The 23744-nt window shown below is 61.7% G+C and carries 22 protein-coding genes and 1 pseudogene; 10 read left to right on the forward strand and 13 right to left on the reverse strand.

Annotation, left to right across the window (positions count from 1 at the left end; translation table 11 throughout):
* Window positions 1–2: 2 nt before the first annotated feature.
* The 3 genes from UB31_RS36545 to UB31_RS36555 are packed head-to-tail and all read right to left on the reverse strand — an operon-like array spanning window position 3 to window position 3008.
* Window positions 3–962 carry an NAD(P)H-dependent flavin oxidoreductase gene (locus UB31_RS36545; protein WP_045014374.1) on the reverse strand — a complete coding sequence of 320 codons (960 nt, stop codon included), beginning with the start codon at window positions 960–962 and terminating at the stop codon, window positions 3–5.
* Between the two features lie 3 nt (window positions 963–965).
* A complete protein-coding gene (locus UB31_RS36550) occupies window positions 966–2198 on the reverse strand; it encodes a thiolase family protein (protein ID WP_045014375.1) in 1233 nt (410 codons plus the stop codon).
* A gap of 24 nt (window positions 2199–2222) precedes the next feature.
* Window positions 2223–3008 carry an enoyl-CoA hydratase/isomerase family protein gene (locus UB31_RS36555; RefSeq protein WP_044999678.1) on the reverse strand — a complete coding sequence of 262 codons (786 nt, stop codon included), beginning with the start codon at window positions 3006–3008 and terminating at the stop codon, window positions 2223–2225.
* Between the two features lie 73 nt (window positions 3009–3081).
* Between UB31_RS36555 and UB31_RS36560 the strand changes: the two genes are divergently transcribed.
* The 4 genes from UB31_RS36560 to UB31_RS36575 all read left to right on the forward strand — a co-directional run bounded on the left by UB31_RS36560 (window position 3082) and on the right by UB31_RS36575 (window position 6562).
* Complete coding sequence (locus tag UB31_RS36560; RefSeq protein ID WP_044999680.1) at window positions 3082–3867, forward strand: SDR family NAD(P)-dependent oxidoreductase; 786 nt, start codon at window positions 3082–3084, stop codon at window positions 3865–3867.
* An 11-nt stretch (window positions 3868–3878) separates the two neighbouring features.
* Window positions 3879–4595, forward strand: a complete 717-nt coding sequence (locus tag UB31_RS36565) for a TetR/AcrR family transcriptional regulator (protein ID WP_082081192.1) — start codon at window positions 3879–3881, stop codon at window positions 4593–4595.
* A 102-nt stretch (window positions 4596–4697) separates the two neighbouring features.
* Window positions 4698–6248 carry an AMP-binding protein gene (locus UB31_RS36570; protein WP_044999681.1) on the forward strand — a complete coding sequence of 517 codons (1551 nt, stop codon included), beginning with the start codon at window positions 4698–4700 and terminating at the stop codon, window positions 6246–6248.
* A gap of 92 nt (window positions 6249–6340) precedes the next feature.
* The gene (locus UB31_RS36575; RefSeq protein WP_156175729.1) at window positions 6341–6562 is read left to right on the forward strand and encodes a hypothetical protein; all 222 of its coding nucleotides are present in this window, start codon (window positions 6341–6343) and stop codon (window positions 6560–6562) included.
* Between the two features lie 625 nt (window positions 6563–7187).
* Here the strand turns inward: UB31_RS36575 and UB31_RS41905 are convergent.
* Both UB31_RS41905 and UB31_RS41910 read right to left on the reverse strand, forming a co-directional pair.
* A complete protein-coding gene (locus tag UB31_RS41905; RefSeq protein ID WP_197090904.1) occupies window positions 7188–8183 on the reverse strand; it encodes a glycosyltransferase family 4 protein in 996 nt (331 codons plus the stop codon).
* 33 nt (window positions 8184–8216) lie between these two features.
* Window positions 8217–9818 (reverse strand): alpha-amylase family glycosyl hydrolase, encoded by a 1602-nt coding sequence (locus UB31_RS41910; RefSeq protein WP_045014379.1) that lies wholly within the window; start codon window positions 9816–9818, stop codon window positions 8217–8219.
* Between the two features lie 546 nt (window positions 9819–10364).
* Between UB31_RS41910 and UB31_RS36595 the strand changes: the two genes are divergently transcribed.
* From UB31_RS36595 to UB31_RS36605, 4 genes are all read left to right on the forward strand, one after another.
* On the forward strand, window positions 10365–11495 hold the full coding sequence (locus UB31_RS36595) for a helix-turn-helix transcriptional regulator (RefSeq protein WP_045014380.1): 1131 nt from the start codon (window positions 10365–10367) through the stop codon (window positions 11493–11495).
* A 156-nt stretch (window positions 11496–11651) separates the two neighbouring features.
* Window positions 11652–12113, forward strand: coding sequence for a universal stress protein (locus UB31_RS36600; protein ID WP_044999689.1), 462 nt, complete (start codon window positions 11652–11654; stop codon window positions 12111–12113).
* A 113-nt stretch (window positions 12114–12226) separates the two neighbouring features.
* The gene (locus tag UB31_RS42910; protein ID WP_007600646.1) at window positions 12227–12355 is read left to right on the forward strand and encodes a hypothetical protein; all 129 of its coding nucleotides are present in this window, start codon (window positions 12227–12229) and stop codon (window positions 12353–12355) included.
* A gap of 152 nt (window positions 12356–12507) precedes the next feature.
* Window positions 12508–13008 carry a DoxX family protein gene (locus tag UB31_RS36605; RefSeq protein WP_245306130.1) on the forward strand — a complete coding sequence of 167 codons (501 nt, stop codon included), beginning with the start codon at window positions 12508–12510 and terminating at the stop codon, window positions 13006–13008.
* Window positions 13009–13045: 37 nt separating this feature from the next.
* On the opposite strand, the gene UB31_RS36610 is transcribed toward UB31_RS36605, so the two are convergent.
* Window positions 13046–13924 carry a LysR substrate-binding domain-containing protein gene (locus UB31_RS36610; protein ID WP_045014381.1) on the reverse strand — a complete coding sequence of 293 codons (879 nt, stop codon included), beginning with the start codon at window positions 13922–13924 and terminating at the stop codon, window positions 13046–13048.
* A 166-nt stretch (window positions 13925–14090) separates the two neighbouring features.
* Between UB31_RS36610 and eno the strand changes: the two are divergent.
* Both eno and UB31_RS36620 read left to right on the forward strand, forming a co-directional pair.
* A pseudogene (eno, locus tag UB31_RS36615) lies at window positions 14091–15353 on the forward strand (phosphopyruvate hydratase); the annotation flags it as partial.
* A gap of 125 nt (window positions 15354–15478) precedes the next feature.
* On the forward strand, window positions 15479–16156 hold the full coding sequence (locus tag UB31_RS36620; RefSeq protein ID WP_045014382.1) for an RraA family protein: 678 nt from the start codon (window positions 15479–15481) through the stop codon (window positions 16154–16156).
* Window positions 16157–16175: 19 nt separating this feature from the next.
* Here the strand turns inward: UB31_RS36620 and UB31_RS36625 are convergent, their stop codons facing one another.
* The 7 genes from UB31_RS36625 to UB31_RS36655 form a co-directional block, all read right to left on the reverse strand.
* Window positions 16176–17135, reverse strand: a complete 960-nt coding sequence (locus UB31_RS36625) for an amidohydrolase family protein (RefSeq protein ID WP_045014383.1) — start codon at window positions 17133–17135, stop codon at window positions 16176–16178.
* Window positions 17132–18454 carry an MFS transporter gene (locus tag UB31_RS36630; protein WP_082078755.1) on the reverse strand — a complete coding sequence of 441 codons (1323 nt, stop codon included), beginning with the start codon at window positions 18452–18454 and terminating at the stop codon, window positions 17132–17134. The genes UB31_RS36625 and UB31_RS36630 overlap by 4 nt, the downstream gene beginning before the upstream one ends.
* Before the next feature lie 25 nt (window positions 18455–18479).
* On the reverse strand, window positions 18480–19394 hold the full coding sequence (locus UB31_RS36635; RefSeq protein ID WP_045014385.1) for an NAD(P)-dependent oxidoreductase: 915 nt from the start codon (window positions 19392–19394) through the stop codon (window positions 18480–18482).
* Between the two features lie 2 nt (window positions 19395–19396).
* Window positions 19397–20761 carry an MFS transporter gene (locus tag UB31_RS36640; protein WP_045014386.1) on the reverse strand — a complete coding sequence of 455 codons (1365 nt, stop codon included), beginning with the start codon at window positions 20759–20761 and terminating at the stop codon, window positions 19397–19399.
* A gap of 209 nt (window positions 20762–20970) precedes the next feature.
* On the reverse strand, window positions 20971–21894 hold the full coding sequence (locus tag UB31_RS36645) for an SMP-30/gluconolactonase/LRE family protein (protein ID WP_045014387.1): 924 nt from the start codon (window positions 21892–21894) through the stop codon (window positions 20971–20973).
* Window positions 21891–22850: an amidohydrolase family protein gene (locus UB31_RS36650; RefSeq protein WP_082078756.1), complete on the reverse strand. Its 960-nt coding sequence runs from the start codon at window positions 22848–22850 to the stop codon at window positions 21891–21893. The genes UB31_RS36645 and UB31_RS36650 overlap by 4 nt, the downstream gene beginning before the upstream one ends.
* Window positions 22851–22942: 92 nt before the next feature.
* Window positions 22943–23683 (reverse strand): IclR family transcriptional regulator, encoded by a 741-nt coding sequence (locus UB31_RS36655; RefSeq protein ID WP_045014388.1) that lies wholly within the window; start codon window positions 23681–23683, stop codon window positions 22943–22945.
* Window positions 23684–23744 lie beyond the last annotated feature (61 nt).

Below are 23744 nucleotides of genomic sequence, written 5' to 3' on the forward strand. Positions count from 1 at the left end.
TATTATTGCTGGGCGATGAACTCGCCAGGTCCTCTCACTTGAGCTCCGATGAGGCGGGCGACACCATTTTGGTATTCATCCTTAAGCTGCTCACAGAGGGCGCGGACCGGCACGATTTCGGTTATCGCCCCCACGCCCTGACCGGCGGACCAATAGTCCTTCCAGACCTTTGGGCTGATTTCCTCGGCCACGTTGAATTGAACGGGACCGCTCTCCGGTCGACGGAATTTCTCGATGGTTTGCTTGAGGAAACTCGCTCCCATCCCCGAGATCTCATCCGTGAAGACGATATCTTCGATGCATGAGGAGACGATCATCTCCTTCTGGCCGCGGGAAGCCATGCTCTCCTCGGTGGCGACGAACCTCGTTCCAAGCGACACCATGTCGGCCCCCGCGGCGATCGCCCCCGCGATCGCCTGCCCACTGCTGATCGCGCCGGCGAGGATGAGAGTCTTCTTCCCGACGATGGGCCGCAATTCAGCCAGGAAGGCGAAGGGATTGTATGTCCCCGCATGGCCACCGGCGCCCTGCGTAACCGCGACGATCCCATCGACTCCCGCTTCCAGCGCCTTGATCGCGTGTCTGACGGTGGTCGCATCGTGAAATACAAGACCACCATAGGCGTGGATCGCATCGACAATCTCGCGCGTGATGCCAAGCGTCGTGACGACGATGGGGGCCTGGTACTTGATCGCAAGCGCCAAATCGGGAGCTTGGCGCGGATTGGTGCGATGAATCCCGAACATGGGGGCAAACGGCGCTGAACTCTCGTCGGGCAGACGGCGTCGAATTTCGATGAGCCACGCTTCAAACCCTTCCGCCTTTCGTTGGTTGAGGGTCGGAAATGCTCCGACGACGCCGGCCTTGCATGCCTCGACGACAAGGTCTGGTCCCGACACCAGGAATAGCGGTGCGGCCATCACCGGCAGCTTCAGTCTTTGACGCAGTTTCTCGGGGATCATCCGTCATCTCCCGAGGATGGTGACAACAGCGGCAGCCTCTTCAACGCCGATGAAGCCGCCGCTATTTTCAGCGATCGCGATACGCGCGTCAGCGACCTGCCGGGCGCCAGCCTCGCCGCGGAGCTGCTGTGTGAGTTCGTAGATCTGACCGAGACCGGTGGCGCCGATCGGGTGCCCCTTTGATTCGAGACCTCCCGAGGGATTTACCGGAATTCGACCACCCAATGCGGTCTCACCACGTTCCGAAAACGCCCCACCCTCGCCGATTTCGCAGAACCTCAGATTCTCGATCTGGACGATTTCTGCGAATGCGGACGCGTCGTGCACTTCCGCGACTGACACGTCCTTCGGTCCGACACCCGCCTCGTCGTACGCCTTGTCCGCTGCACGTTGACAAATGTGTCCTTCGGTATCGGACCAATCGCGGGAAGATCCGCTGGTGAGAGCGCAACCGAGAACACTGACCGGCCGGGCGTCGGAAAATCGCGGCAATGCTCGCTTGGTGCAGAGAATCGCTGCCGCTGCACCGTCGCTGATCGGCGAACACATCGGCAGCGTGAGTGGCCAGGCGATGAGTTTACCTGCCAACACATCTTCGACACTCATGTCGTTCTGGTATTGCGACAGAGGGTTCAACGTGGAATGGCGGTGGTTCTTGGCGGCGACTGTCGCAAGCTGACGTTCGGTCGTGCCGAATCTGCTCATGTGGCCCTTGGCGAGGGACGCATACAACTCCATGAACGGGCTTGCTACCCCGGGCCCACGCCCCGCCGGTGTCGGGAAGTCGGCCCCGATCGAGGCGAGCCGCTCGGCAATGGCCTTCGACTGGTGGACGTCCCATCCGCCATCGAAAACGGCAGCGGATTTGAGGCGATCCTCGTTGTACATCTTCTCCGCGCCGACCACGAGCGCGATATCGGCGGCACCGGCGCGAAGATGGTTCATCGCCTGATAGAATGCGGTAGAGCCGCTGGCACAGGCGTTTTCGACGTTCACGACCGGGATGGACTCGATTCCAATCTCTCGCAACGCGATCTGGCCACGAATCAGATGCTGCCCCTCGATGATCGACTGGGTCGTATTCGAGAAGAATGCGGCCTCGATATCGGCGGCTCGACAGTTCGCATCTTTAATTGCCTGCAGAACGGCTTCGGTCACAAGCGATTTCAGAGACCGATCCAACCAGCGGCCGAAGCGTGTCATACCGACGCCGACGACAAAGACTTCTTCATTCATGAGACGTGCTCCCTGGAGTGATCGTCATCGGCCGAGGAAGTTCGGCTTGCGGCGTTCGCGGAACGCCGCCAAACCTTCGCTTCGGTCGAAGCTTGTCGTGTGGAGATTGCTTAGCGCCTGTTCCAGCGCGAGGCCGGCCGACTCGGACATGTCGAAGGCGTGGGCGACGATCTGCTTCACCCGTGCGAGCCCGATTGGGCTTTTGGCCGCAATGGCCGTGGCGATGGCATCGGCGCGCGCATGAAGTTCCGCGGCCTCGACGACCTCGTTGACGAGACCGAACTCTGCCAGTCGTTCGGCAGGCAACAGCTCGCCTGTGAACAGGAGTTGTTTCGCTCGTGCCATGCCGATCCGACGAGGCAAGCGAATGCTGCTACCAGCGCCCGGCAGAAGACCGTAGTTGGCGTGACCATCGCCGATCGGTGCTCCACGCGCCGCGACGATGATGTCGCAGGCTAACAGCAATTCCAGACCACCACCGACGGCGGCGCCGTTGACCGCAGCGATCGTCGGCTTCGGACTTGCCGCAATTCTCGACATGAGAGTCGTCGCGGTCAGAAGGAACGCCGCGGTTGCTTCGTCACGCTCGTGATCAGGCAGTGTTTCAAGGAATTTGAGGTCGGCGCCTGCGCAAAAGGCCCGACCAGCACCCGTGAAGACGATCGTCCGGACGGATTGATCCGCCAGCATATCGGCGAGGCCAATGTCCAGGGCCTTCAACAAGTCCGGGCACAGGCTGTTCAACTCCTTAGGGCGATTCAGCGTGAACCACGCAGCCGCATCGCGTCGTTCAATGGACAGTTCTTTCATTCAACGCTCCCGCTATTTACTTCAGAGTAAAAAGATTGTACTAAAAGTCAATAGCGCCAAAGGAGCATGCCTGATGACCAACATTCTCGACCTCAAGGGACGCGTCGCGCTCGTCACCGGCGCAGGGCAAGGGGTGGGTCGGCAGGCCGCGCTGCACCTGGCTTCCAACGGCGCCGGCGGCGTGGTGGTCAACGATTTCCATTTGGATCGGGCGCTGGCCGTCGCCGAGGAAATTCGCGCTATTGGTGGGTCCGCTACCGCCGTTCAGGCGGATGTCACTTCACTCGAATCGGTCGAGCAGATGTTCGCGAAGGCCCAGGAGGCTTTCGGTCCCGTCGATGTCCTGATCAACAATGCGGGCAATGCCGGACCGACCCGGGATGTTGCCGACATCAAGCCGTTTTGGGAGACCGGCCCACACGACTGGGCTACGTGGCTCGGTACCAATTTCTACGGCGTGTTGAACTGTTGCAAGGCAGCATTGCCGAATATGATGTCGCGACGATACGGACGGATAACCACGGTGATTTCGGATGCGGGCCGCGTGGGCGAACCGCACCTTGCGGTCTATTCCGGCGCAAAGGCGGGAGCGGCCGGCTTCATGAGAGCGCTTGCCAAGGCCGTCGGACGGTCGGACGTCACCGCGAATTGCGTTGCATTGTCGGGAATCCGTACGCCTGGAGTAGCCGGTCTCATCAGCGATGAAGCGGTTGCCCGAATGTTAAAGAGCTACTTGATCCGCCGTCTCGGTGAACCGACCGACGCCGCCAATATGATCCTCTTCCTGAGTTCTGATGCGGCGAGTTGGATCACCGGCCAGACCTATCCGGTCAACGGAGGGTACGCCGTTTCCTCGTGAGGAGCTCCGATATGCACCGGATCGAACCCCGAGCTGATTGTTTAAGTCTGCCGGTTCTGGTAATCGCGGGACGAAGGGAGACAACATTGCCAGCACGACCTCGGAAGGCCGACGCATGGAAAGACGCCGGCCAGAGTCGCGACGAGCAGTTCGCGGCAAAGCGGGCTGCTCTGATCCGGAAGGCGGCCAGAGCCTTTAGTGCGCGGGGCTTCTATAACACCTCGCTCGACGACATTGCGGCAGAACTCGGCGTCACCAAGCCGGCTCTTTACTACTACGTCAAGAACAAGGAAGAGATCCTTTACGCCTGCCACCTGATTTCGAACGAACTCGGTACTCAGGCGATGACCTTCGCGGAGAGCCTGCCCGGCTGCGGGCTCGATCGGGTGGTGGCGCTCGCACGCCGGTACGTCGAGCTCCTCACGGGCGAATTTGGCGCATCCGCGGTGTTGATGGAGTTTGATGCCCTCCAGCCCGAAAACAAGAAGACGATCGTGGCCGGCCGAAACCGCTTTGATCGTCGTTTCCGTAGCCTTATTGCCAAGGGTGTCGAAGACGGGTCCATCCGTAAAGTTGATCCCAAGCTCACCGTCTTTTTCTTCATGGGATCGGTGAACTGGATGACCCGCTGGTTTCGACCGGATGGCACCTTCAACGGGCAAGAAATGGCGGATCGGTTCGCCGACTATCTGCAAGAGTCCATAAAGGCGCGTTCGAACCAAACCTGACGCTAGAACCACAGGCCGTGCACTGATTCCGTGTATCGCAAAGGTCTGGCAGCGTTTTTACTTTGAAGTAACTTTATAGCCGGAAAAGGCAAATAAGGGAGGATGAACTTGTCGATCCACAGCGGCCTTACCATCGCCGGACAGACACTTCGCGCCCTCCGCCGATATCCCGACCGGATTGCGTTTTGCTCCGAAGTGGGGACCCTCAGCTATGCTGGGGCAGTCGACTTGATCGGACGCATTCAGTCGGTGTTTTCGCGCGGTGGCCTCAAGCGAGGCGAACGCGTAGCCCTGCTCTCCGAGAATTCGGCCGAGAGCTGGTGCACCGCCGTCGCAGCTCAAGGGTTGGGGCTAAGCGTCACATGGCTACATCCCAAGGGCTCACTTGCGGACCATTCCTTCCAGGTGGAGGACAGTGAATCAGCCGCTATCGTCATCTCCGCTGCGTCGCACGCCGAGCGCGGCAGAGACTTGGCTTCCAAATGCGGGAGCGCGGTCAAGCTATTCTCGCTGGGCTCTTTCGACGCCGCCCCCAACCTGCTGCAACTCGCTGCGGATAGCGGCGCGGCGACGGCGGTCGATCTGGCAGAGCCCGATGATATCGCACTTGTCCACTATACCGGCGGCACGACTGGTCGAAGCAAAGGCGCCGTTCGGTCGAATCGAAACGCAGTCGCCTTCGCGTGCGTGAGCGTTCTCGCCGATATCGAATTGCCTGAGCTCCCTCACTATCTGGCTATCGCCCCGAACAGTCATGCAGGTGGAACGATGCTACTTCCGACCTGGCGTCGAGGTGGAACCGTTCATACGGTATCGAAGTTCGAACCCGACCGAGTTTTCAATGCGATTGAAAAGGGACGGATCAACATAACATTCCTGGTGCCGACAATGCTGTACGCCTTGCTGGACCATCTCGAACTCGCCCGGAATGATATCAGGTCGCTTCAGTGCATCTATTATGGTGCGGCACCGGCGTCGCCACAAAGGCTGCAGCAGGCGATCGATCGGTTGGGACCGATTCTCTCACAGGGATACGGTCAAACCGAGTGCTACCCGATTTCAGTGCTCCGGCGCCAAGATCACTTGGTCCCGGAGCTCTTGACGTCTTGCGGGTTGCCGGTGGCGAACTGCGAAGTGCGGCTTTTGGACAGCGCAGGTCAAGAGGTCCCGGTTGGCGAGCCCGGCGAGATATGCGCTCGCACTCCGGCGGCGATGGATTTCTACTGGCGTCAGCCCGAACTCTCAGCCGAAACACTTCGAGACGGATGGGTACATACCGGCGACATCGCACGCATGGATGAACGCGGGTACATGTTCATCGTCGATCGCAAGAAAGACCTCATTATCTCCGGCGGCTTCAATGTCTATCCGCGAGAAGTGGAAGATGCGCTGACGAACTGTCCGGGAGTAAAAATGGCGGCCGTGGTTGGACTACCGGACAATTACTGGGGCGAAACGGTCGCGGCTGCCGTCATCGTGGATCCTGGATCCGACATCTCAAAGGAAACGATCATCGCTCATGTCAAAGCATTGAAGGGAGCGATTCACACGCCGAAGCGCATTCAAATCGTTACCGAGTTGCCACTCACCTCGCTTGGCAAGATCGACAAGGTAAGGCTCCGACAAAACCTGATGGCTAACCATGCAGGCTGACGCCTGATGGGGGGCGCCGGCATGGATGCCTTTGGGCTAAATCCTGCAAAACGTTTTGACAGGTCGGGCAAATCACCGACACTATTCCATCGATGATTTCCGCGACGATTGAAACAGGTCAACGCAACATGGCTGTGCTCGAGCAAGCGGTGATCAAGGACAATACGCTTCTGCCCGGCGAATGGTACGGAGGCCAACTGCACCTCGCGCCGCCCACTGATCAGGGCGGTGCGCAAAAGACCTATACTGTGGTGATCACCGTAGGATCGGACCGCCACGTGATCGATATGGCTCAAGGACCGCCCGGCGTGTGACCGGGTTAAACTTCATCAATATCGAGATTGCGGTTCCAGTGCATTCAATGGCTCAGCCGCTTTCGAGGGTGCGAAGACGCGTGAACTAAGTGCACTGTCACCGTCATGCGGCTAGCTCCGCTTCTCAGCATACCATCGGGTTATCCCCGTGGTCGCAAACGCCATCCGGTTGCTCCGAGGGCACCGGCGCAAATGCGTGGTGGGCCGGCGCAGCGATCGACCGCTCGCCCTCGATGCGAGGGATGCTCGACCCCACGCTCTGTTCGGCGTGCCGATCGCCGGTACGGTTCTCATGCGCCTGGAGCGGCGTCGTAAAGATTGCGGTGACGACCAGTCCGGCCAGCAAGGCCCTGGACAGGACTGATCCGATGGGACGTTGAGATGTGATCATGGTGGCGGTTCCTTTCGATTGGGTGATCTCCCGCGAGGCAAGAGATCCGATACATCACCTTAGACGTCCGCTGCCGCACGCTTGTTACCAGATCACGAAGTAGTGCCCGATATGCCCGCCGCACGTCATCTGAGCGGTCACGAGACAGAGAGCTGCGCCAGATCCGCTTGCCTGCATCCAACGTGAACAAAAGTTTAGTTGGACCATGTCCGCCAACATTCTCTCTTCCGCCTCTCAGCCCAGGATCGATCGGTACAAGGCCAAATATCGATCCGCCATGCGGTCCACCGTAAAGCGCGCAGAGACCGCGGCACGGCAAGCCGCGCGATCGATCTGGTCGATGCGCGCGATCGCATCGACCGCTGCGTCGAGACTGTCGATCAGAAACCCGGTCACGCCGTCGTCGATCAACTCACGCATCGATCCGCGGTTGCGGGCAATGACCGGCGTTCCGCACGCCAGCGCTTCCACCACCGACAGGCCGAACGGCTCATCGAAATTGATGAGGTGGAGCAGCGCGCGCGCGGACCCGAGGGTTTTCGCGCGCGCCGCGCCGCCGACCGGGCCAAGATAGACCGCAGAGCCGTCCGCGAGTGCGGGAGCGACCTGCTCATCGTGGTAGGTCCGGTCCTGGACGATGCCGGCCATGACCAGTTTCGGTCCCGATCGACGGGCCGCCATGATCGCCTCAGCAGCCCCCTTGTCCGGATGAATGCGGCCGAAGAACAGCAGGTCTTCGCCGCCATGCGGATCGAATGGAAAGTCTGCCAGCGGGATACCGTGGTGGATCGTTGCGGCATAGCGCAGGTCCGGATGACGATTGGCCTCGCTGATGGCGACATAGTGGACGCGATCTTCGTATTGCTTGTAGGCGGGCAGAATGCGTTCCGACGAGAAGCCGTGGATTGTCGTCACCATCGGGGTCCCGACCAGCCGCGAGAAAGCGAGCGGGACGAAATCGGCCTGGTTGTGAATCAAGTCGAACGCGCCGGCCTGCTCGAAGACATGGGCGACGTGGAGCATCTCCCACACTTTCGCGTCGATCGCGGGATCTTCGGAATAGGGCGCCGGGCAGACTCCATCCAGACGGGCTGACGTCCTGCTGTCCAGCGTGGCGAACAGGGTGACGTCGACGCCGCGCGCCACCAGCGCCTCGGTCAGAAGACTCGTGACCTGCTCCCAGGGCCCGTAGTGGCGCGGCGGTGTACGCCAGGAGATCGGCGCCAGCATGGCAATGCGCAAACGACCATCCTTCTCTTTGTGCTATCCAGCCTCGAGCACGACGGCTTCATTTGACCGTAACAGGAGAGCGCCGTCTTCGGCCAGCGCCGCATCCTCGCGCGTGGACAGGAGCAGCCGGCTCCCACGCGCCCAATCCGGCAATTGCAGAAGATGCGGCCGTTCCCCGAGGTTGAGCGCCACCACCAGCCGCTCCGAATCGTGCCGGCGCGCGTAGACCAGGATCTCGTCTTCGACATTCAACACAACGAAGTCGCCGATCGACAAAGCCGGACAATCGCGTCTGAGCGCAAGCAAGCGACGATAAAGTGCCAGGATGGAGTGAGGATCTTCCATCATCCGCGCCACGTTGCGCGTCCGCCAGTCGGCATGGAGCGGCAACCACGGTTCGGCCGTGCTGAAACCCGCATTGTCGTTGCCATCCCACGGCATCGGCGTGCGCACGGGATCGCGGCCCAGCCCCAGCCCGGGCTCACGCAACTCGCGCGGGTCTCTCACTTGCGAGGGTTCGATCGTGACGTCGCTCAACCCCAATTCGTCGCCGTAATAGAGCGTGGGCGTGCCGCGCAGCGTCAGCAGCAAGACGGAAGCGACGCGGGCCTGAGCCTGACCCAGCCTGGTGGCGACGCGCGGCCGGTCGTGGTTGCCGAGCACCCAGTTTGGCCAGCCGGCGACCGGAAGTGCGGCCTCATAATTGGTGATTGCCGCAGCAAGGGTGCGCGCATCCCACGGCATATCGATGAGCTGGAAATTGAAGGGCAGATGCACGCCCGGGCGTTCTCGGCCGTAATAGTGCATGAGACGGTCGACCGGCAGGTAGATCTCGCCGATCAGAACCCGCTCGCCCAGTCCTCTTGCGCCGTAGCTGTCGGCGACGTCGCGCATCGCGGCGGCGATGTGGTGCACCTCGGGCTGGTCTGTCGAGTGACGTTGCAGCAGGCGGTGCATCTCGCCCATGCCGGGCCGATAGTCCGGGTTGGGCGGATTGTCCGGGAAGTCTGCCGCCTTCAGCATGTGCCACAGCACATCGATACGGAAGCCATCGACGCCGCGGTCGAACCAGAACCGCATCACATCAACCATCGCCGCCTGCACATCCGGATGACGCCAGTTGAGGTCGGGCTGCTCCTTCAGAAAGGCGTGGTAGTAATATTGCCCGGTGATCTCGTCCCATTGCCAGGCTGAGCCGCCGAAATCGCTGATCCAGTTGTTGGGCGGCCCGCCGTCCGCGGCAGCATCGCGCCAGATGTACCAGTCTCTTTTCTGATTTTCTCGGGCAGCGCGGCTCTCGACGAACCATGGATGCTGGTCGGAGGTGTGGTTGGGCACGAAGTCGAGCAGGACCTTGAGTCCCCGCCGATGCGCCTGCATCAGCAAATCGTCGAAATCCGCCAAAGTGCCGAAGCATGGATCGATGTCGCAATAGCCGGCAACGTCATAGCCGAAATCGACCATCGGCGACGGGTAAATCGGCGAGATCCAGATCGCGTCGACCCCAAGGCCGATGAGATAGTCGAGCCGCTGCGCGATCCCCTTGAGGTCGCCGATGCCGTCGTCGTTGCTGTCCTGAAAGGAGCGCGAGTAGATCTGATAGATCACGCATGTCTGCCACCAGAGCGCGGTCATGCAAACCGAGCCCTCAAACCGAGCGCCTGGCGTGTACTCTGATTGCGGCTTACCGATCACACGGTGACGTCAAAGCAAACATCCGAGACATGGCAAGCCACTCTGTTCCTGCCGCGATCGAAAGTCGACGGATTTTTGCCGTTCCGCTCGATCTCGCCCGCCGCAACCCGGTCAACGCCGATGTCATGACGTATCACCCAAATTACGGCGCTAGCGCACTCGATGAGTCCGGCCGCGTTCCTGGGCTCGAAGGCTTATGAATTAAGCAGTCCAGCACCGTCACCGTCATACTTGCCGTTCCACTCGACAAAGTGCCTGTTCGCTATGCCGTCTTGCCGTTCGACCCGATACTGGCGCGCAAAGTATACGCTGGTCTGCGATATTCTACGCCTTTACAACGCTCGACCAAGGTGGGAGGCACTCGACACGCGCCATACACACACTGAAAGCCATCAGGTGTCAGAGCATATTGGTGCCCCACAGGTCGGTTGATGCGCTTGCTCAGTTGCATCAATATCGTGGTCAATCGAATGAGCGGTATTGGGAATGGTCGATTCGGAACTTTTGTCGCAGCTGATCGGAGATATCTACGACGCAGCGCTCGATTCCAGCTTGTGGGTCGGAGCGCTCGAGCAGGCGACGCACTTCATCGGCGGAACTGCGGCTGGAATTTACTGGAAGGACATCACCGTTCAGGGTGAACTTCACTACGTTTACAATGTTGAACCGTCCAGCGTGGACGCTTATTTCAACAAGTATATCCGTTTCGATCCGAGTTTGACGGCTCAATTTTTTTTCAAGGTCGAGGAGATTTACAGCACGACCAACGTTTTGCCCTACAGCGAGTTCGTCGAGACGACTTTCTATAAGGAGTGGGTCAAGCCGAACGGTTGGGCCGATCATCTGGCTGCCACGCTCGACAAATCCGCAACGAGCTTCGCTCAGTTCGGGGTATTCCGAAACGAGCGCCAAGGGCTTGCCGACGACAATATGCGGCAGCGCATGAGTCTGCTGGTTCCTCACGTGCGCCGCGCGGTGTTGATCGGCAATGTCATCGACCTTCAAAAGACAAAGGCCGGAAGTCTCTCAGATGCGCTCAACCGGCTCGACGCTGGCGTTTTTCTGTTGGACGATCATTGTCATATTGCATTCTCCAACATAGCCGCGCAAGCGCTGCTCGATGATGCGACGATTTTGAGAACCGTCAACAATAATTTGATCGCCGTGGACCCACAGGCGGCACAGCTATTGCGGAATGTTATCGCCGCCGCGAGCGGTGGCGATGGCGCTGTCGGCGCGAATGGTGTTGCCATTCCGCTGTCCAGTCAGCCTGGCCAGAATTGGGTCGCTGATATCCTGCCACTGACCTCGGGGGCCCGCCAACAAGCCGGGGGCCGACACACTGCGGTCGCTGCCGTCTTCGTCCGAAAGGTATCAATGGCGGCGCCTTATCCGACCGAAGTGGCGGCGCGACAATTTCAACTCACGCCGAGCGAAGTGCGGGTCCTTGATGCGGTGCTGAAAGTAAGCGGAGTATCTGAGATAGCGGAGGCGCTTGGCGTCAGCGAGTCCACCGTGAAAACTCATCTCCAGAATATCTTCGGAAAGACCGGCGTGCGCCGCCAGGCTGACTTGATCAAGCTTGTTGCGGCACATCCCAGGCCGTTTCCGGGGTAAGAGAGGACGGTCTACCTTTTGAAACTCGTCGTGCGAGGCCAGCCCTTCGAGGCTATGGCAGTGAGACCGAGGCCGAAAAAGGCGCATGGACCCACGGCGGGTATCGGACCATATTAGCCGGGCATCACTTTGTTCGACGAGCAAGGGAGCCACCGCATGTACGCCAATATTCTCTTGAGCACGGATGGATCGGACGTCGCGAAAAAAGGCGTTGAGCATGGCATTGCCTTGGCGAAGGCCTTGAACGCCAGGCTGACAATCATCACCGTGACGGAAGCGCTGCCGGTCGACTATGGCGGCGGACACGACTCGGGATGGATTCCGACGCAGGACGAGGTTGATAGCTATGACGCAGCCTGCAAGGCCCGTGCGGGCAAAGTGCTCGATGAAGCTCGCGCCATGTCGGAGCAGATCGGCAAGCCGGCAGAACTCCTGCATGTTCCGAATGCGCACCCGGCCACTGCGATCATTGAAACGGCAAAGTCCAGGGGCTGCGACTTGATCGTCATGGCCACTCACGGGCGTCGCGGTCTCAGGAAGCTGTTTTTGGGCAGCCAGACATCCGAGGTCCTGGTGAACGGAAGCGTGCCCGTATTGGTGGTGCCGAAGCCGGCATAGTGCAGGACTTGCCTGGCGCCGCTTGCCCGGTACCGCTTGCCTGGCACCGCTTGTCTGTTTCGCCGAGCTGGCGCACAAGAACGTTGACCGCCCTCCAGCGGCAGGAGAATTTCATGACGAGTGAAAAAGGCCCGAACATCAAGAAGAAGCAGAAATGCAAAAACTGTGAGGGCAAAGGTTTGCTCAAGAAGGGCGACAAGGTAGTGAAGTGTCAGCGCTGCAAAGGCACGGGCGTGCGGTGATGTTGAGTTGATGAACTCTCGGGAACGAACGACGTTCCCGTCAACGCGATCGGGCACATTGTTCGCCCCGACCGAAGAGTGAAGCCAGGCTGCACGAGGTTATCCGGCGCGCGTGACCGTCTAATCTCCCTATCATGAGAGGGAGACCGACCATGACGAGTGATGCGATGACCGGCAGGGCCCAGCGGCAGGAGTCCCCATCCCTGCTGTTGCCGGCCTTGCGCAATTTCTACGAGATCTCAAATCCGGTTTCCTATGCGCTTCTGCGCGTTGCCTTCGGATTGATCCTGCTCACGCACGGGCTGCCAAAACTGCTCGGCGAGTCCCACGGCGCCATGGCCAATCCGTTCGCGAGCTCCGTGAACTTCATCACGAATTCGCTGCATCTTCCAGCCCCGATACTGTTCGGGTATTTTGTGATGTACCTGGAAACGTTCGGGGCCGTCATGCTCGCGGCAGGGTTCTTCACCCGGCTCATCGCACCCATGATCGCCGTGCAGATGGCGATGATCTGCCTGATCCATTACCCCAAATGGGCCTGGATCGATCGAGGCATGGAGTACCCGTTCCTGCTGGGCCTCGTTGCCCTGCACATTTCGTTTCGCGGCGGAGGGCGGTTCTCGGTGGACCGCTTGATTGGAAGGGAGCTTTGAGAGGGCGTGCTGGACGAACCAGTGTCACCTGGCTCGCTCAGCCGCCTTCAAGTTCGTCGATCATCCAGGCGATGAACGCGTTGGCCGCCGGCGAATCCGCGCGCTCTGAGGCCGGCACGATGGCGAGCCCATCCGCAAACGGCACGAACTGGGCTGGCGCGACCAGCCTGCCGGCGAGGAGGTCGTCGTGGACCATCCGGCGCTCGACCAGCGCGACGCCGAGGCCGGACAACGCGGCCTCGATGCAAAGATGCGTGTGCGGAAAGCTGAGCTCGGCCTTGCTGGTGATCCGCCGGTCGGCATTGTCCTGCCAGACGTTCCAGGCGCGCGAGGTGTGCTCATGCACGATGCGCGTCGCGCACGACAGCCGCCGCCCCTTGACCGACACCGGATAGTCCGGCGCGCAGACGGGGCCGAAGGCGACGTCGGCAACACGGATGGCGCGCGCCTGGTCGCGCTCGGGATAGGACTGACGGTCCCAGGCAACGACGAGATCGGCGCCCTGGTGGCGGATCTCGCGGGCCGACGTCATCGATAGCCGCACCCGCATGCCGGGATGGCGGCGATAGAAGCCCGCGAGATGCGGCACCAGCCAGCGCATCGCGAAGGTGGCGCTGCAAGCAACGTGGACACTGGGCGCGCGCGCCTCGTCGAGCATCCGCAGCCAGGCGTGCTCGAGATGATCGAGCGCCTGCGCGACAGCCGGCAGCAGCTCTTCGCCCTGCCGGCTCAGCCGCAGGCCGGTCCCCGCCTTGTCGAACAGCGCCGTGCCGGCGTGCTCCTGCAGGGCCCGAATTTGCTTGCTGACGGCGCCATGCGTCCGGCCCAGCTCCTCGGCGGCGCGCGTGACCGAGCCCAGCCGCGCCGTCGCTTCGAAGGCTTTGAGTGCGAACAATGGCGGCAGGCGACGTGCCAAGCGGGGCTCCTATTTGTGAATAATACTCACGCATTGGCGAAGCGAAGTCGATAGCAGCTTTGTACGGAGCGCGATAGTTAGCGTGAAAATTCAAGCAATTGGATGCCTGCGCGGCCTGCTGGCCGTGCATATGGCTCACCATGCCGACAAGGATGAGAGCACGCCCATGACAGCCATCACAGAGATCGCCGCCAGCGAAATTCTCGACAGCCGCGGCAACCCGACCGTCGAGGTCGAGGTTCGCCTCGCGGACGGCGCGCGCGGCCGCGCCGCGGTGCCGTCCGGCGCATCGACAGGCGCGCATGAAGCGCATGAGCTGCGCGATGGCGGCCCGCGTTTTCATGGCAAGGGCGTCCTGCGGGCGATTGAGGCCGTCAACACCGAGATCAGCAGCGCCTTGCACGGCCGGGACGCGTTCGCACAGGCATCCATCGACCGCACCATGATCGATCTCGACGGCACGCCCGGCAAGAGCCGTCTCGGCGCCAACGCCATCCTCGGCGTGTCGCTGGCGGTGGCCAAGGCCGCGGCCGCCTCCCTCGACATCCCGCTCTACCGGTATGTCGGCGGCGCCAACGCGCGGCTATTGCCTGCCCCCGGCATGAACGTGATCAACGGTGGCGCGCACGCCGACAATCCCCTCGACTTCCAGGAATTCATGATCATGCCGATCGGCGCTGCGACGTTCGCGGACGCAATCAGGATGGGCTCGGAGATCTTCCACACCCTCAAGCAGCACCTGATACGCGCAGGCCACCAGACCAATGTCGGCGACGAAGGCGGCTTCGCGCCGAACATGCGCGACGCACACGAGGCGATCGAAACCATCCTCGCGGCGGTCGAAGCGTCCGGCTACAGGCCGGGCCAGGACGTCGCGCTGGTCATTGACCCCGCGTCATCGGAGTTCTTCGAGGACGGCGCCTATCACTATCGCGGCGAGAAACTGGTGCGGTCGGTCGAACAGCACGTTGCCTATCTCCTCGACATCGTCCGGCAGTATCCGGTCTGCTCGATCGAGGATCCGATGGCCGAGACGGACTTTGCCGGCTGGCGCCTGATCACGCGTGAGCTGGGATCCAGCTGCCAGCTCACCGGCGACGACGTCTTCTGCACCAATCCCGAACTGCTCGACGCCGGCATTCGTGCGGGCATCGCCAATTCCATTCTGGTCAAGGTCAACCAGATCGGGACCCTCACGGAGGCCCTGCAAACCGTCACCCGCGCCCACAAGGCCGGCTACACCGTTGTGTTGTCGCATCGCTCCGGCGAAACCGAGGATACGACGATCGCCGATCTCGCTGTCGCCACCCAGTGCGGACAGATCAAGGCAGGCTCTCTTTCGCGGTCCGATCGCACGGCCAAATACAACCGTCTCATGCGGATTGAGCGTGAGCTTGGCACTGAGGCCTGTTACGCGGGCCTCAGCGCGTTCAACGTGGCACTGCCCGCCTGGAGTTCCGCGGTTGCCGACACAGCGCCTTGCATCAACACCCCTTCCTCTGATAATGAAACGACGTTCTAAAATACGACTGACCTTGCGTGGAAGGGAAAACGATGTCTGTTGGATTTCGAATTTTGCTGCGGAAACGAAAGGTCGGCGCCGACGTCGTCGCCCGTTTCGCCCCGTTGCCGGTCGCCAATGTCAGCGACAGCATGTCGCGCCTGACAGCCGGCGGCGCGCGGCTTCGCCCGATGCACCAGGGGGGCGGGCTCGCAGGCCCGGCGCTGACGGTCAAGACGGCTCCGGGCGACAATCTCATGGTCCACAAGGCGATTGCGCTCGCCGCGCCCGGCGACGTCATCGTCGTCGATGCCGGCGGCGACCTGACCAATGCCATCACCGGCGAGATGATGTTGATGCAGATGGTCAAGCGCGGTGTGGCTGGCCTGGTCATCAACGGCGCGATCCGCGACGCCGGCTTTATCCGCGGCCAGAAGTTTCCGGTTTTCGCGGCGGGAGTCACGCACCGCGGCCCGTACAAGAATGGGCCGGGCGAAATCAACGTTCCGATCGCGATCGACGGGATGGTGATCGAGCCCGGCGACCTCATCATCGGAGATGATGATGGCCTGCTCTGCGTGCCGTTTGATCAGATCGATGCGGTGTTCAAGGCGTCAACGGCGAAGTTTGAGGCCGAGCAGAAGCAGATGGCCAATATCGAGGCCGGCACCCATGACGCCTCCTGGGTGGATCGGCAATTGCGTGAGTTGAAGTGCGAGGGCGTCGATTGAGACGCCTTCGGCTAGTTGGCTAGAAGCCGAACAATTCGGTGGGATTGTCGACCAGGATGCGCCGGCGCGTGAGTTCCTCCGGCGCCCAGTCCGCGAGCAGATCGAGCAACAGGGCATCATCGGGCTTTGTGCCACGCTGGGTCGGATGCGGCCAATCCGTACCCCACAAGATGCGCTCCGGCGCCGCCTGCACGTAAGCCCGCGCAACTTCGCTGGAGTCGGCATAGGGCGGACCGAGCTTGCTGTCCTCATAGGGCTCAGTGACCTTCACCCAGGTGCGGCCCTCATCCAGCATGCGACGGACCGCGGCAAACGCGGGATGCTTGACGCCGTCCGGCTGCGGGATACGTCCGAGATGGTCGATCACCACCCTCGTCGGAAGCGAGCGGATGACGCTCTCATGGGTCACGATCTGATCGCCGGTCATCAGGATCTGCACATGCCAGCCGAATGGGCTCACCCGTCTTGCGAGCGTGGTCAGCATCTCCGGTGTCGTCGTCCCCCAGGTCTGCGGAGAGACGAAATTGACGCGGATGGCACGGACGCCGGCATCCGTCAGCGTTTGCAGTTCCGCAACCTTGACGTCGATGTCGACGACGGCAACACCGCGCGACGCCGAGCCTAACTGGCCCAGCGCATCCACAAGACACCGGTTGTCGACCCCGTAGGTGGATGGCTGCACCACGACACTCCTGCTGGTGCCGAGCCGGCGCTGGAGATTTCGATAATCAGCGACGGTTGCACCGGGTGGAAAGCCCTGATGCCAATGCGGTGAGACGGGAAACCGTCCGTCGTAGATGTGATGATGGCAGTCGCACGCACCCACAGGCGCGCTCAGGCGCGGCGGCGCCGACCCGGTGCTGTTGGGCACCGCCTGCTCGACCCCGGCGGCCCACGCGCCTGTGCTCGCAGCCAGCATGCCTGCGAGAATGCCGCGTCGGGTGATGACTTGCTTCGGACTGTTGTTGCGCACGCTCATGGTTTCACCGCCGCCATTTCGGTTCCGCGCACGGCGCTGCGCCCAAGCACCAGGACACAGGCTGCGGCCACCGCACAAAGCAGCGCAAGCGGTAACATCCCGAGTACGAAGCTACCTGTCTGCTCTTTGACAATTCCGACCACGTTGACCATCAAGCCGCCACCGATCAGGTTGGAGATCGCGTTGATCCCGGCGAGGCCTGCCGCGAGCGTGCTCGCCGAAAGCCAGCTTGACGAAAGCGCCCAGAATGGCCCCTTGAAGGCATACGCGCCCACCAGACAGCACGTGACCATGACGATCGTCGGCACGATTGCAGTTCCGGTCATGCCCAATGCAGCGAAGCCTCCGGCGGCGAGCAGTAGCGGAATGGCCGTGTGCCAGCGGCGCTCATCTGTCCTGTCCGAATGGCGTCCCCACAACACCATGAGTACGGTCGCGATGCCGTATGGGATCGCATTGACAAAGCCAGTCTGGAGGTTCGAGAGGCCGAACGACTTCAACAATTGCGGTTGCCAGACCGACAGCACACTGCCGGTGGCGGAAGCGCCGGAGCAGACCAAAGCCATGACAAGAAAATACTTGTTGGTCGCGAGCTGCCAGAGGGAGAGATGTCCGACCGGCTTGCGCGCGGCCGCATCCGTCTTCATGCGTCCGATCAGCCACTCCCGCTGCTCTGCGGTGAGCCAGGACGCCTGCGCCGGCTTGTCGGTCAGAACGAACAGGCACACGAGACCCAGCAGAATGGTCGGCAACCCTTCCAGGATGAAGAGCCACTGCCACCCTCGCAGACCGAGAGCGCCGTCAAGTTCGAGCAGGCCGACAGAAAGGGGCGAGCCCAGGAAAGTGGCGAGCGGGATCGAAACCGTGAACGTCGCCAGGATGCGCGCCCGATACTGCGCCGGAAGCCAATAGGTCAAATAGAGGATCGCACCTGGAAAAAAGCCGGCCTCCGCTGCGCCCAGAATAAAGCGCATGGCATAGAGCGAATAAGGCCCGACGACGAAGGCCATGCACGCGGTCACCAATCCCCAGGTGATCATGATGCGCGCGATCCAGCGCCTGGCGCCGAACTTCTGGAGAGCCAGGTTGCTTGGCACTTCCACCAGAAAATACGAGACGAAGAACAGGCTGGCGGCAAAGCCGAACATCGCCGGCGTGAGCCCCAGATCCTTGTTCATCTGGAGCGCTGCGAAGCCGACGTTGACGCGATCGAGCAGCGCAAAGAAGTAGCAGATCATCAGGAACGGCACGAGGCGCAGGATGACCCTGCGCATCGTCACCTTCTCTATCGGGTCGATTTCCGTTTGAGCGGCCGTCACGTCTCTCTCCCTGTTGTTATTGGTCTTATTCGGCCGCTTTCGCCGTTACCTGCATCCTGGTCGCGATCGCATCAATGGCGATCTTGTAGTTTTCCGGAACGACGCCCTTGAAATGCTCCTTCAGACCCAGGCTGTCCTTCCAGCGCAACCGCGCCACCGTGGCGCGCGCCATCAGCGGCTCGATCCCGGCATCTGCGACCGCCTCGGCGGCCATCTCGACCTCTTCGGTGCGCCGCTTGGCATGGATGACGCCGGAGGGCGTGAGGCTCTCAACGGTGTCCATGAACGGACGCGTGAGCGTCTTCGACGCCGAGGCCAATACGGTCTCCTCCAGACCGTAGGACCGGGCCGCCAACAGCGTCTCATCGATCAGTGCCTCGATGCCCTTGATCAGGACGGAGCGAAGGATCTTGATGCCCGAAGCCGTGCCGAGCTTCTCGCCTGCGAATTCGATGCTCATGCCCCAGGGCACGAGCAGGTCGACGACGCGCGGCCCGGCGGGACCACTCGACATCATGTGCATCGCATAGCCGTGCTTGGGCGTCCCCATGATGGAGCCGTCGCCAAGCGTGGCGCCGGCCTTGGCGAGCCGCTCGGCCACGCCGTATTTCACCTTGGGAGTGGCGGAGGCGAAGTCGAGGAAGGTGTGGCGGCCATCGAGCACGGATGCGAACGCGGTTGCGCTTTCGAGCGACCTGGAGCCCGGCGTGACGCTGAAGATCAGCTCCGCTGCATCCGCCAGCTCTTGATTGGACTTCACCAGCGTGACGCCTGCCGCCTTGGCGCGCCCCTGGATCAGATCGGCATACGGGCCGTCGAAGGCGTATTTGTCGTAGCAGAAGATCTGCTTCAGGCCGGCCTCGCGCAGTCCTTTGCCCAGCGTGCTGCCGATCTCGCCGTAACCGACCAGACCAAGGCGGAACTGCTTTCGTTCGCTCATTTCTAAATTCCTTTCGAGAGGGTTGCGATCGGGCTGGTGCGGCTGTCAGCCGCTCCGGCCTGTCGCTGGAGACTGGCACCAACCACCCGGATCAGGATGGCGGCCAAAGCAAGAAAGGCGGCCACCGACATCAGGGCCCATGAGAAGCTGTCGGTCGACTGCTTGATCACACCAATGAGATAAGGACCGACGAAGCCACCGAGATTGCCGATCGAGACGATCATCGCCAGGCCGCCGGCGGCCGCGCTGCCGGTGAGGAAGCTCGACGGGATCGGCCAGAAGGTGGACTGGTAGCACATGATCCCGATCACCGCGCCGCACAGCGCCACAACCGAGGTGAGCGCCGAAGACGTCGCGTAGCTGCAGGCTACCAACGACACCGCCCCCAACAGCAGCGCGCTGGCCACAAACCAGCTTCGTTCCCCGCCCTTGTCCGACAGGCGGGCCCACAGCATCATCGTGACGGCGCCGCAGATGTAGGGAATGGCGGCGATAAAGCCGACGGCAACGACGCCGAAGCCGAGGCCCTTGATGATTTGCGGCATCCACAGGCCAAGCCCGACGGAGCCGATGATGGCGCAGAAGTTGACGGCTGCACACACAAGGACCCGCCAATTCAGGAAGGCGTCCTTGAGCCGCGATGAGTGCTTGGCGGCAATAGCCTGACGCTCCGCCGCCAGCACCTCGGCAAGCCAGCTCCGCTCCTCAGGGCTCAACCATTTGGCCTGTTCGGGCTTGTCGGTGAGCGTGAAGAAGCACACGAAACCAAGAATTATTGCGGGCAGACCTTCAAGGATCAGGAGCCACTGCCAACCGTGCAACCCCGCCACACCATCGATGGTGAGCAGCGAACTCGATATCGGCGCGCCGATGATGTTCGCGATCGGGATGCCGAGCAGAAATGCCGCGGTCGCCGTCCCCCGCGCACGCGCCGGAAACCAGTATGTAAAATAGAGAAATACGCCGGGCGTGAAGCCGGCTTCGCCGAGCCCGAGCAGGAAGCGCATCACGCCGAAACTCACAGGACCGACCACGAATGCCGTTGCGGCCGAGATCAGGCCCCAGGTGATCAGGATGCGGGCGATCCACTTGCGCGCGCCGATGGCCTGCAAGGCCAGATTGCTTGGCACTTCCGCCAGGAAATAGCCGAAGAAGAACAGCCCGGCGCTCCAGCCGAATTCGGACGGCGAGATGCCGAGGTCGTGGTTCATCGTCAGGCTGGCGATGCCGACGTTCACCCGGTCGAGATAGGCGATGATGTAGCAGAGCAGCAGAAACGGCACGATCCGCCACAGCACCTTCGAGAGGATCTTCTCCTGCTCGGGTGTGAAGCCCGAGCCAGCTGAGGCGGCAGCGACACTTGCCATGGGTTTCCTCCGGGCGGCCGGTGTTTCCCGGCCATGAGGCGGCTTACCAAAAATAGAACGCCGTTGCAATTTGTTTTGAAACGGCGTTTCATTTTCTATGAAGGCGCCGAGGCGCCTGCGTCGCGCGACTGGACGTGTTCCCTGGGAAAAGTGGAGCGCTGGCCATCGGTTAGGGGGCCTGCATGCGGCAGCGCCGATCGGCACGACCATTAGTCGGCGTGCGAGAACATCGGCATGCCCGGCGTTTCGAGCTCGGCGCGCAGCAGGGTTCCGGTGCGGCTCTCGGTGATGAAGAGGCTCTTTCGTTGCGGCCCGCCAAAAGCCAGGTTGGTCGTACCGACGCCCGCACAGGAGACGATGCGGTCGAGCGGCTCAGCCAGCGGCGACAACCGCCATACCGAGCCGAAGCCGGTGTGGCAGACCAAGAGGTTGCCGCCGTCGTCCAGCGCCAGTCCGTCGGGACCGCCGGGACCACCATGCAAATGCGAGAAGATGCCGACCTTTGTTGTCAGGCCGCTCGCAGGCAGCGGCACGCGCCAAATCTGGTTCGCCCGCGTCACAGCGACGAGCAGAAAACTTTCCTCGGGATCAACGACGATGCCGTTCGGGCTCGGGATCGTGTTGATCAGACAGGTGAGCCGGCCATCCGGCGTGAGTTTCCAGACGCGGCCCGTGGGATCATGCATCCCGGTCTGCCCCTGGTCGGTGAAATAGAGATTGCCCGACGGAGCGAAGATGAGATCGTTCACGCCCTTGAAGCTCTCGCTCGCCGCTGTCTCCAGAAATGGCGTTACGGCGCCGCTGGAAGAATCCAGCAGCATGATCCCGCGCTTGTAGTCGGTGATGAACACGCGGCCGTCGCGATGAATCTTCAGCCCATTCGGCCATCCATCATACTCGGACACGAGCTCCCACGCGCCTTCCGCGCTGACACGGAAGATGCGTCCATAGGGAATGTCGGTGACATACAATCGGCCCTCCCGATCGAAGGATGGCCCTTCAAGGAAGCAGTCGATCTCACGTCCGCCCTGATTGGCATCCGCCCATGAGGTGCGGCGCGGCTTGCGGAACTGATCCGGAAGCCGCGTGAAGATGCTGGTTTCGATCCGACGCGGCGGGTTGAAGAACGTCATGGGACGACCTTTGGGACGACCTTTGGGAAACCATAGAGCTCGGCAGGATTATCCACCAGGATGCGCTTGAACGCGACGTCGTCGCCTGCGCATTGCGCGAAAAGGTCGAACAGCCGCGCGTCATCCGGCTTGCGCTCCTTCGGCTCGGAGGGATGCGGCCAGTCACTGCCCCAGACCAGCCGCTCGGGCGCTGCCTTGACGTAGGCTGCCGCAACGGCGCCTGCGTCAGCGTAATCCGGCGCGCCCTGCTTGCTCGAGACATAGGGACCTGACAGCTTCACCCAGGTCTTGCCGCGGTCGAGCAGGCCTCGGATGATCTTGTAAGGCGCGCTCTCCAGGCCAGCCGGCTGCGGTATCTGAGCCAAATGGTCAAAGACGAGACGCCCAGGCAAAGCGACAAGAAGGTCCGCGTTGTCCTCAATCTGCTTGGGACGCATGTTGATCTGGCAGTGCCAGCCGAGATTGGCGAGCCTCGGGGCGAGCAACTTGAGAGAGTCTAACGTCAACACGCCCGGAAAACCGAGATTGAAGCGGACGCCGCGCACACCCTGCTCGTCGAGCCTTCGCAGATCGGCGTCCGATATATCCTCGAGCACCACCGCGACCACACGAAAGTTCTCCGCGCCGAGCGCCTGTCGCGACGCGATCTGCAACCGGTTGTCGGTGCCATAAGTGGAAGGCTGGATGATGACGCCACGCATCGTGCCGATCCGGCGTTGCAGTGCGCGATAATCCTCGGGCAAGGCGTCGTCGGGCAGCAATGTCGCGCCCTTCACGATTGGATAGTTCTTGTCATAGGTGTGGAAGTGGCAATCGACCGCGCCGGCGGGCGGGACGAAACGTGGCTTCTCGGAGCCGTTCGACCAGCGCACCTCCTGCGCCGTCCCGACGTGCGGAAGAACGGATGCGCCCAGTCCGGTCAGAACGGCCCTCCGCGTGAGCGATGCTGCTGCCAAGACGTTTGTCCTCCCCCATCGTTGTTATGGAGAAGGCTTATAGGCCCGCTGATGTCCGCGCAAGTTAAAACGAAACGACGTTTCGTTTTGGCCTATGCCGTCCGTTTGCGTGCATTCTTCCCCGTGCCGGAGGACGGAGTTCCCCCACACGCCAGGGTTAGCTTGGTTGCGGCCTCGACCAGCGCCCCTTTGATCTGCTCCGCCCGCACTGTCGTGAGCCGGCTGACCGGCCCCGAGATCGCGAGCGCCCCGACCAGGGAGTCGGCAATGCCGAAGACGGGCATGGCGAGAGCGGCCGCATGAGGATCCGTCACACCGGACGTAAACAGCGGCAGTTCGTCGTCCGATTCTGGCGGTCCGGACTCATACCGCCGCAGCGTTTGAGCGATGGCGGATTTGTCCATGGGACGTGTATCGCCCGGCTGCACGGTCATCCGGATTCGATTGGTGGTCTCCACCCTGAAAAGACACAGCCTGTCTTCACCGTTTCGAACATAGAAGGACGTCGTCTCACCCGTCTTCGCCGCGAGTTGCTCGAGGACAGGCATGACATGATCGGACAGACGAAACGCCTGCTGATAGGCAGTGCCGAGACGCAGGGTCTCCGCATCAAGCCGGTAAGAGCCGTCCGGCAGGCGCGCGAGGAGCCGATATTGCTGCAACGACAAGGCAAGCCGCAGGATCGTGCTCTTGACCAGACCGGTCCGCTCCGCCAATTCGGCCAGGCTCAAGGCGCCATCGCCGCGGCGAAACGCGGTTAATACCGCGAGTGCCCGTTCGGCTGCTGACACGCCCTTCAATGCGGGCGGCTTCTTCACGGTCTGCTTTGCCATCTCAAATCCTCGTCCCGGCCATCCCTACGGCATTCTCGCCGCAGGTAGAAGAGCCTTACGA

The sequence above is a fragment of the Bradyrhizobium sp. LTSP849 genome, assembly GCF_000938255.1.
Classification (GTDB): Bacteria; Pseudomonadota; Alphaproteobacteria; order Rhizobiales; family Xanthobacteraceae; genus Bradyrhizobium.

What these genes read in the sequence shown, in the direction of transcription:
- UB31_RS36620 (WP_045014382.1), top strand. Translation starts at nt 15,479, where the DNA reads ATGTCTGTTGGATTTCGAATTTTGCTGCGGAAACGAAAGGTCGGCGCC.
- UB31_RS36545 (WP_045014374.1), bottom strand. Translation starts at nt 962, where the DNA reads ATGATCCCCGAGAAACTGCGTCAAAGACTGAAGCTGCCGGTGATGGCC.
- UB31_RS36570 (WP_044999681.1), top strand. Translation starts at nt 4,698, where the DNA reads ATGAACTTGTCGATCCACAGCGGCCTTACCATCGCCGGACAGACACTT.
- UB31_RS36565 (WP_082081192.1), top strand. Translation starts at nt 3,879, where the DNA reads ATGCACCGGATCGAACCCCGAGCTGATTGTTTAAGTCTGCCGGTTCTG.
- UB31_RS36640 (WP_045014386.1), bottom strand. Translation starts at nt 20,761, where the DNA reads ATGGCAAGTGTCGCTGCCGCCTCAGCTGGCTCGGGCTTCACACCCGAG.
- UB31_RS41910 (WP_045014379.1), bottom strand. Translation starts at nt 9,818, where the DNA reads ATGACCGCGCTCTGGTGGCAGACATGCGTGATCTATCAGATCTACTCG.
- UB31_RS36595 (WP_045014380.1), top strand. Translation starts at nt 10,365, where the DNA reads ATGGTCGATTCGGAACTTTTGTCGCAGCTGATCGGAGATATCTACGAC.
- UB31_RS36605 (WP_245306130.1), top strand. Translation starts at nt 12,508, where the DNA reads ATGACGAGTGATGCGATGACCGGCAGGGCCCAGCGGCAGGAGTCCCCA.
- UB31_RS36645 (WP_045014387.1), bottom strand. Translation starts at nt 21,894, where the DNA reads ATGACGTTCTTCAACCCGCCGCGTCGGATCGAAACCAGCATCTTCACG.
- UB31_RS36560 (WP_044999680.1), top strand. Translation starts at nt 3,082, where the DNA reads ATGACCAACATTCTCGACCTCAAGGGACGCGTCGCGCTCGTCACCGGC.
- UB31_RS36655 (WP_045014388.1), bottom strand. Translation starts at nt 23,683, where the DNA reads ATGGCAAAGCAGACCGTGAAGAAGCCGCCCGCATTGAAGGGCGTGTCA.
- UB31_RS36635 (WP_045014385.1), bottom strand. Translation starts at nt 19,394, where the DNA reads ATGAGCGAACGAAAGCAGTTCCGCCTTGGTCTGGTCGGTTACGGCGAG.
- UB31_RS42910 (WP_007600646.1), top strand. Translation starts at nt 12,227, where the DNA reads ATGACGAGTGAAAAAGGCCCGAACATCAAGAAGAAGCAGAAATGCAAA.
- UB31_RS41905 (WP_197090904.1), bottom strand. Translation starts at nt 8,183, where the DNA reads ATGCTGGCGCCGATCTCCTGGCGTACACCGCCGCGCCACTACGGGCCC.
- UB31_RS36550 (WP_045014375.1), bottom strand. Translation starts at nt 2,198, where the DNA reads ATGAATGAAGAAGTCTTTGTCGTCGGCGTCGGTATGACACGCTTCGGC.
- UB31_RS36625 (WP_045014383.1), bottom strand. Translation starts at nt 17,135, where the DNA reads ATGAGCGTGCGCAACAACAGTCCGAAGCAAGTCATCACCCGACGCGGC.
- UB31_RS36600 (WP_044999689.1), top strand. Translation starts at nt 11,652, where the DNA reads ATGTACGCCAATATTCTCTTGAGCACGGATGGATCGGACGTCGCGAAA.
- UB31_RS36555 (WP_044999678.1), bottom strand. Translation starts at nt 3,008, where the DNA reads ATGAAAGAACTGTCCATTGAACGACGCGATGCGGCTGCGTGGTTCACG.
- UB31_RS36575 (WP_156175729.1), top strand. Translation starts at nt 6,341, where the DNA reads ATGATTTCCGCGACGATTGAAACAGGTCAACGCAACATGGCTGTGCTC.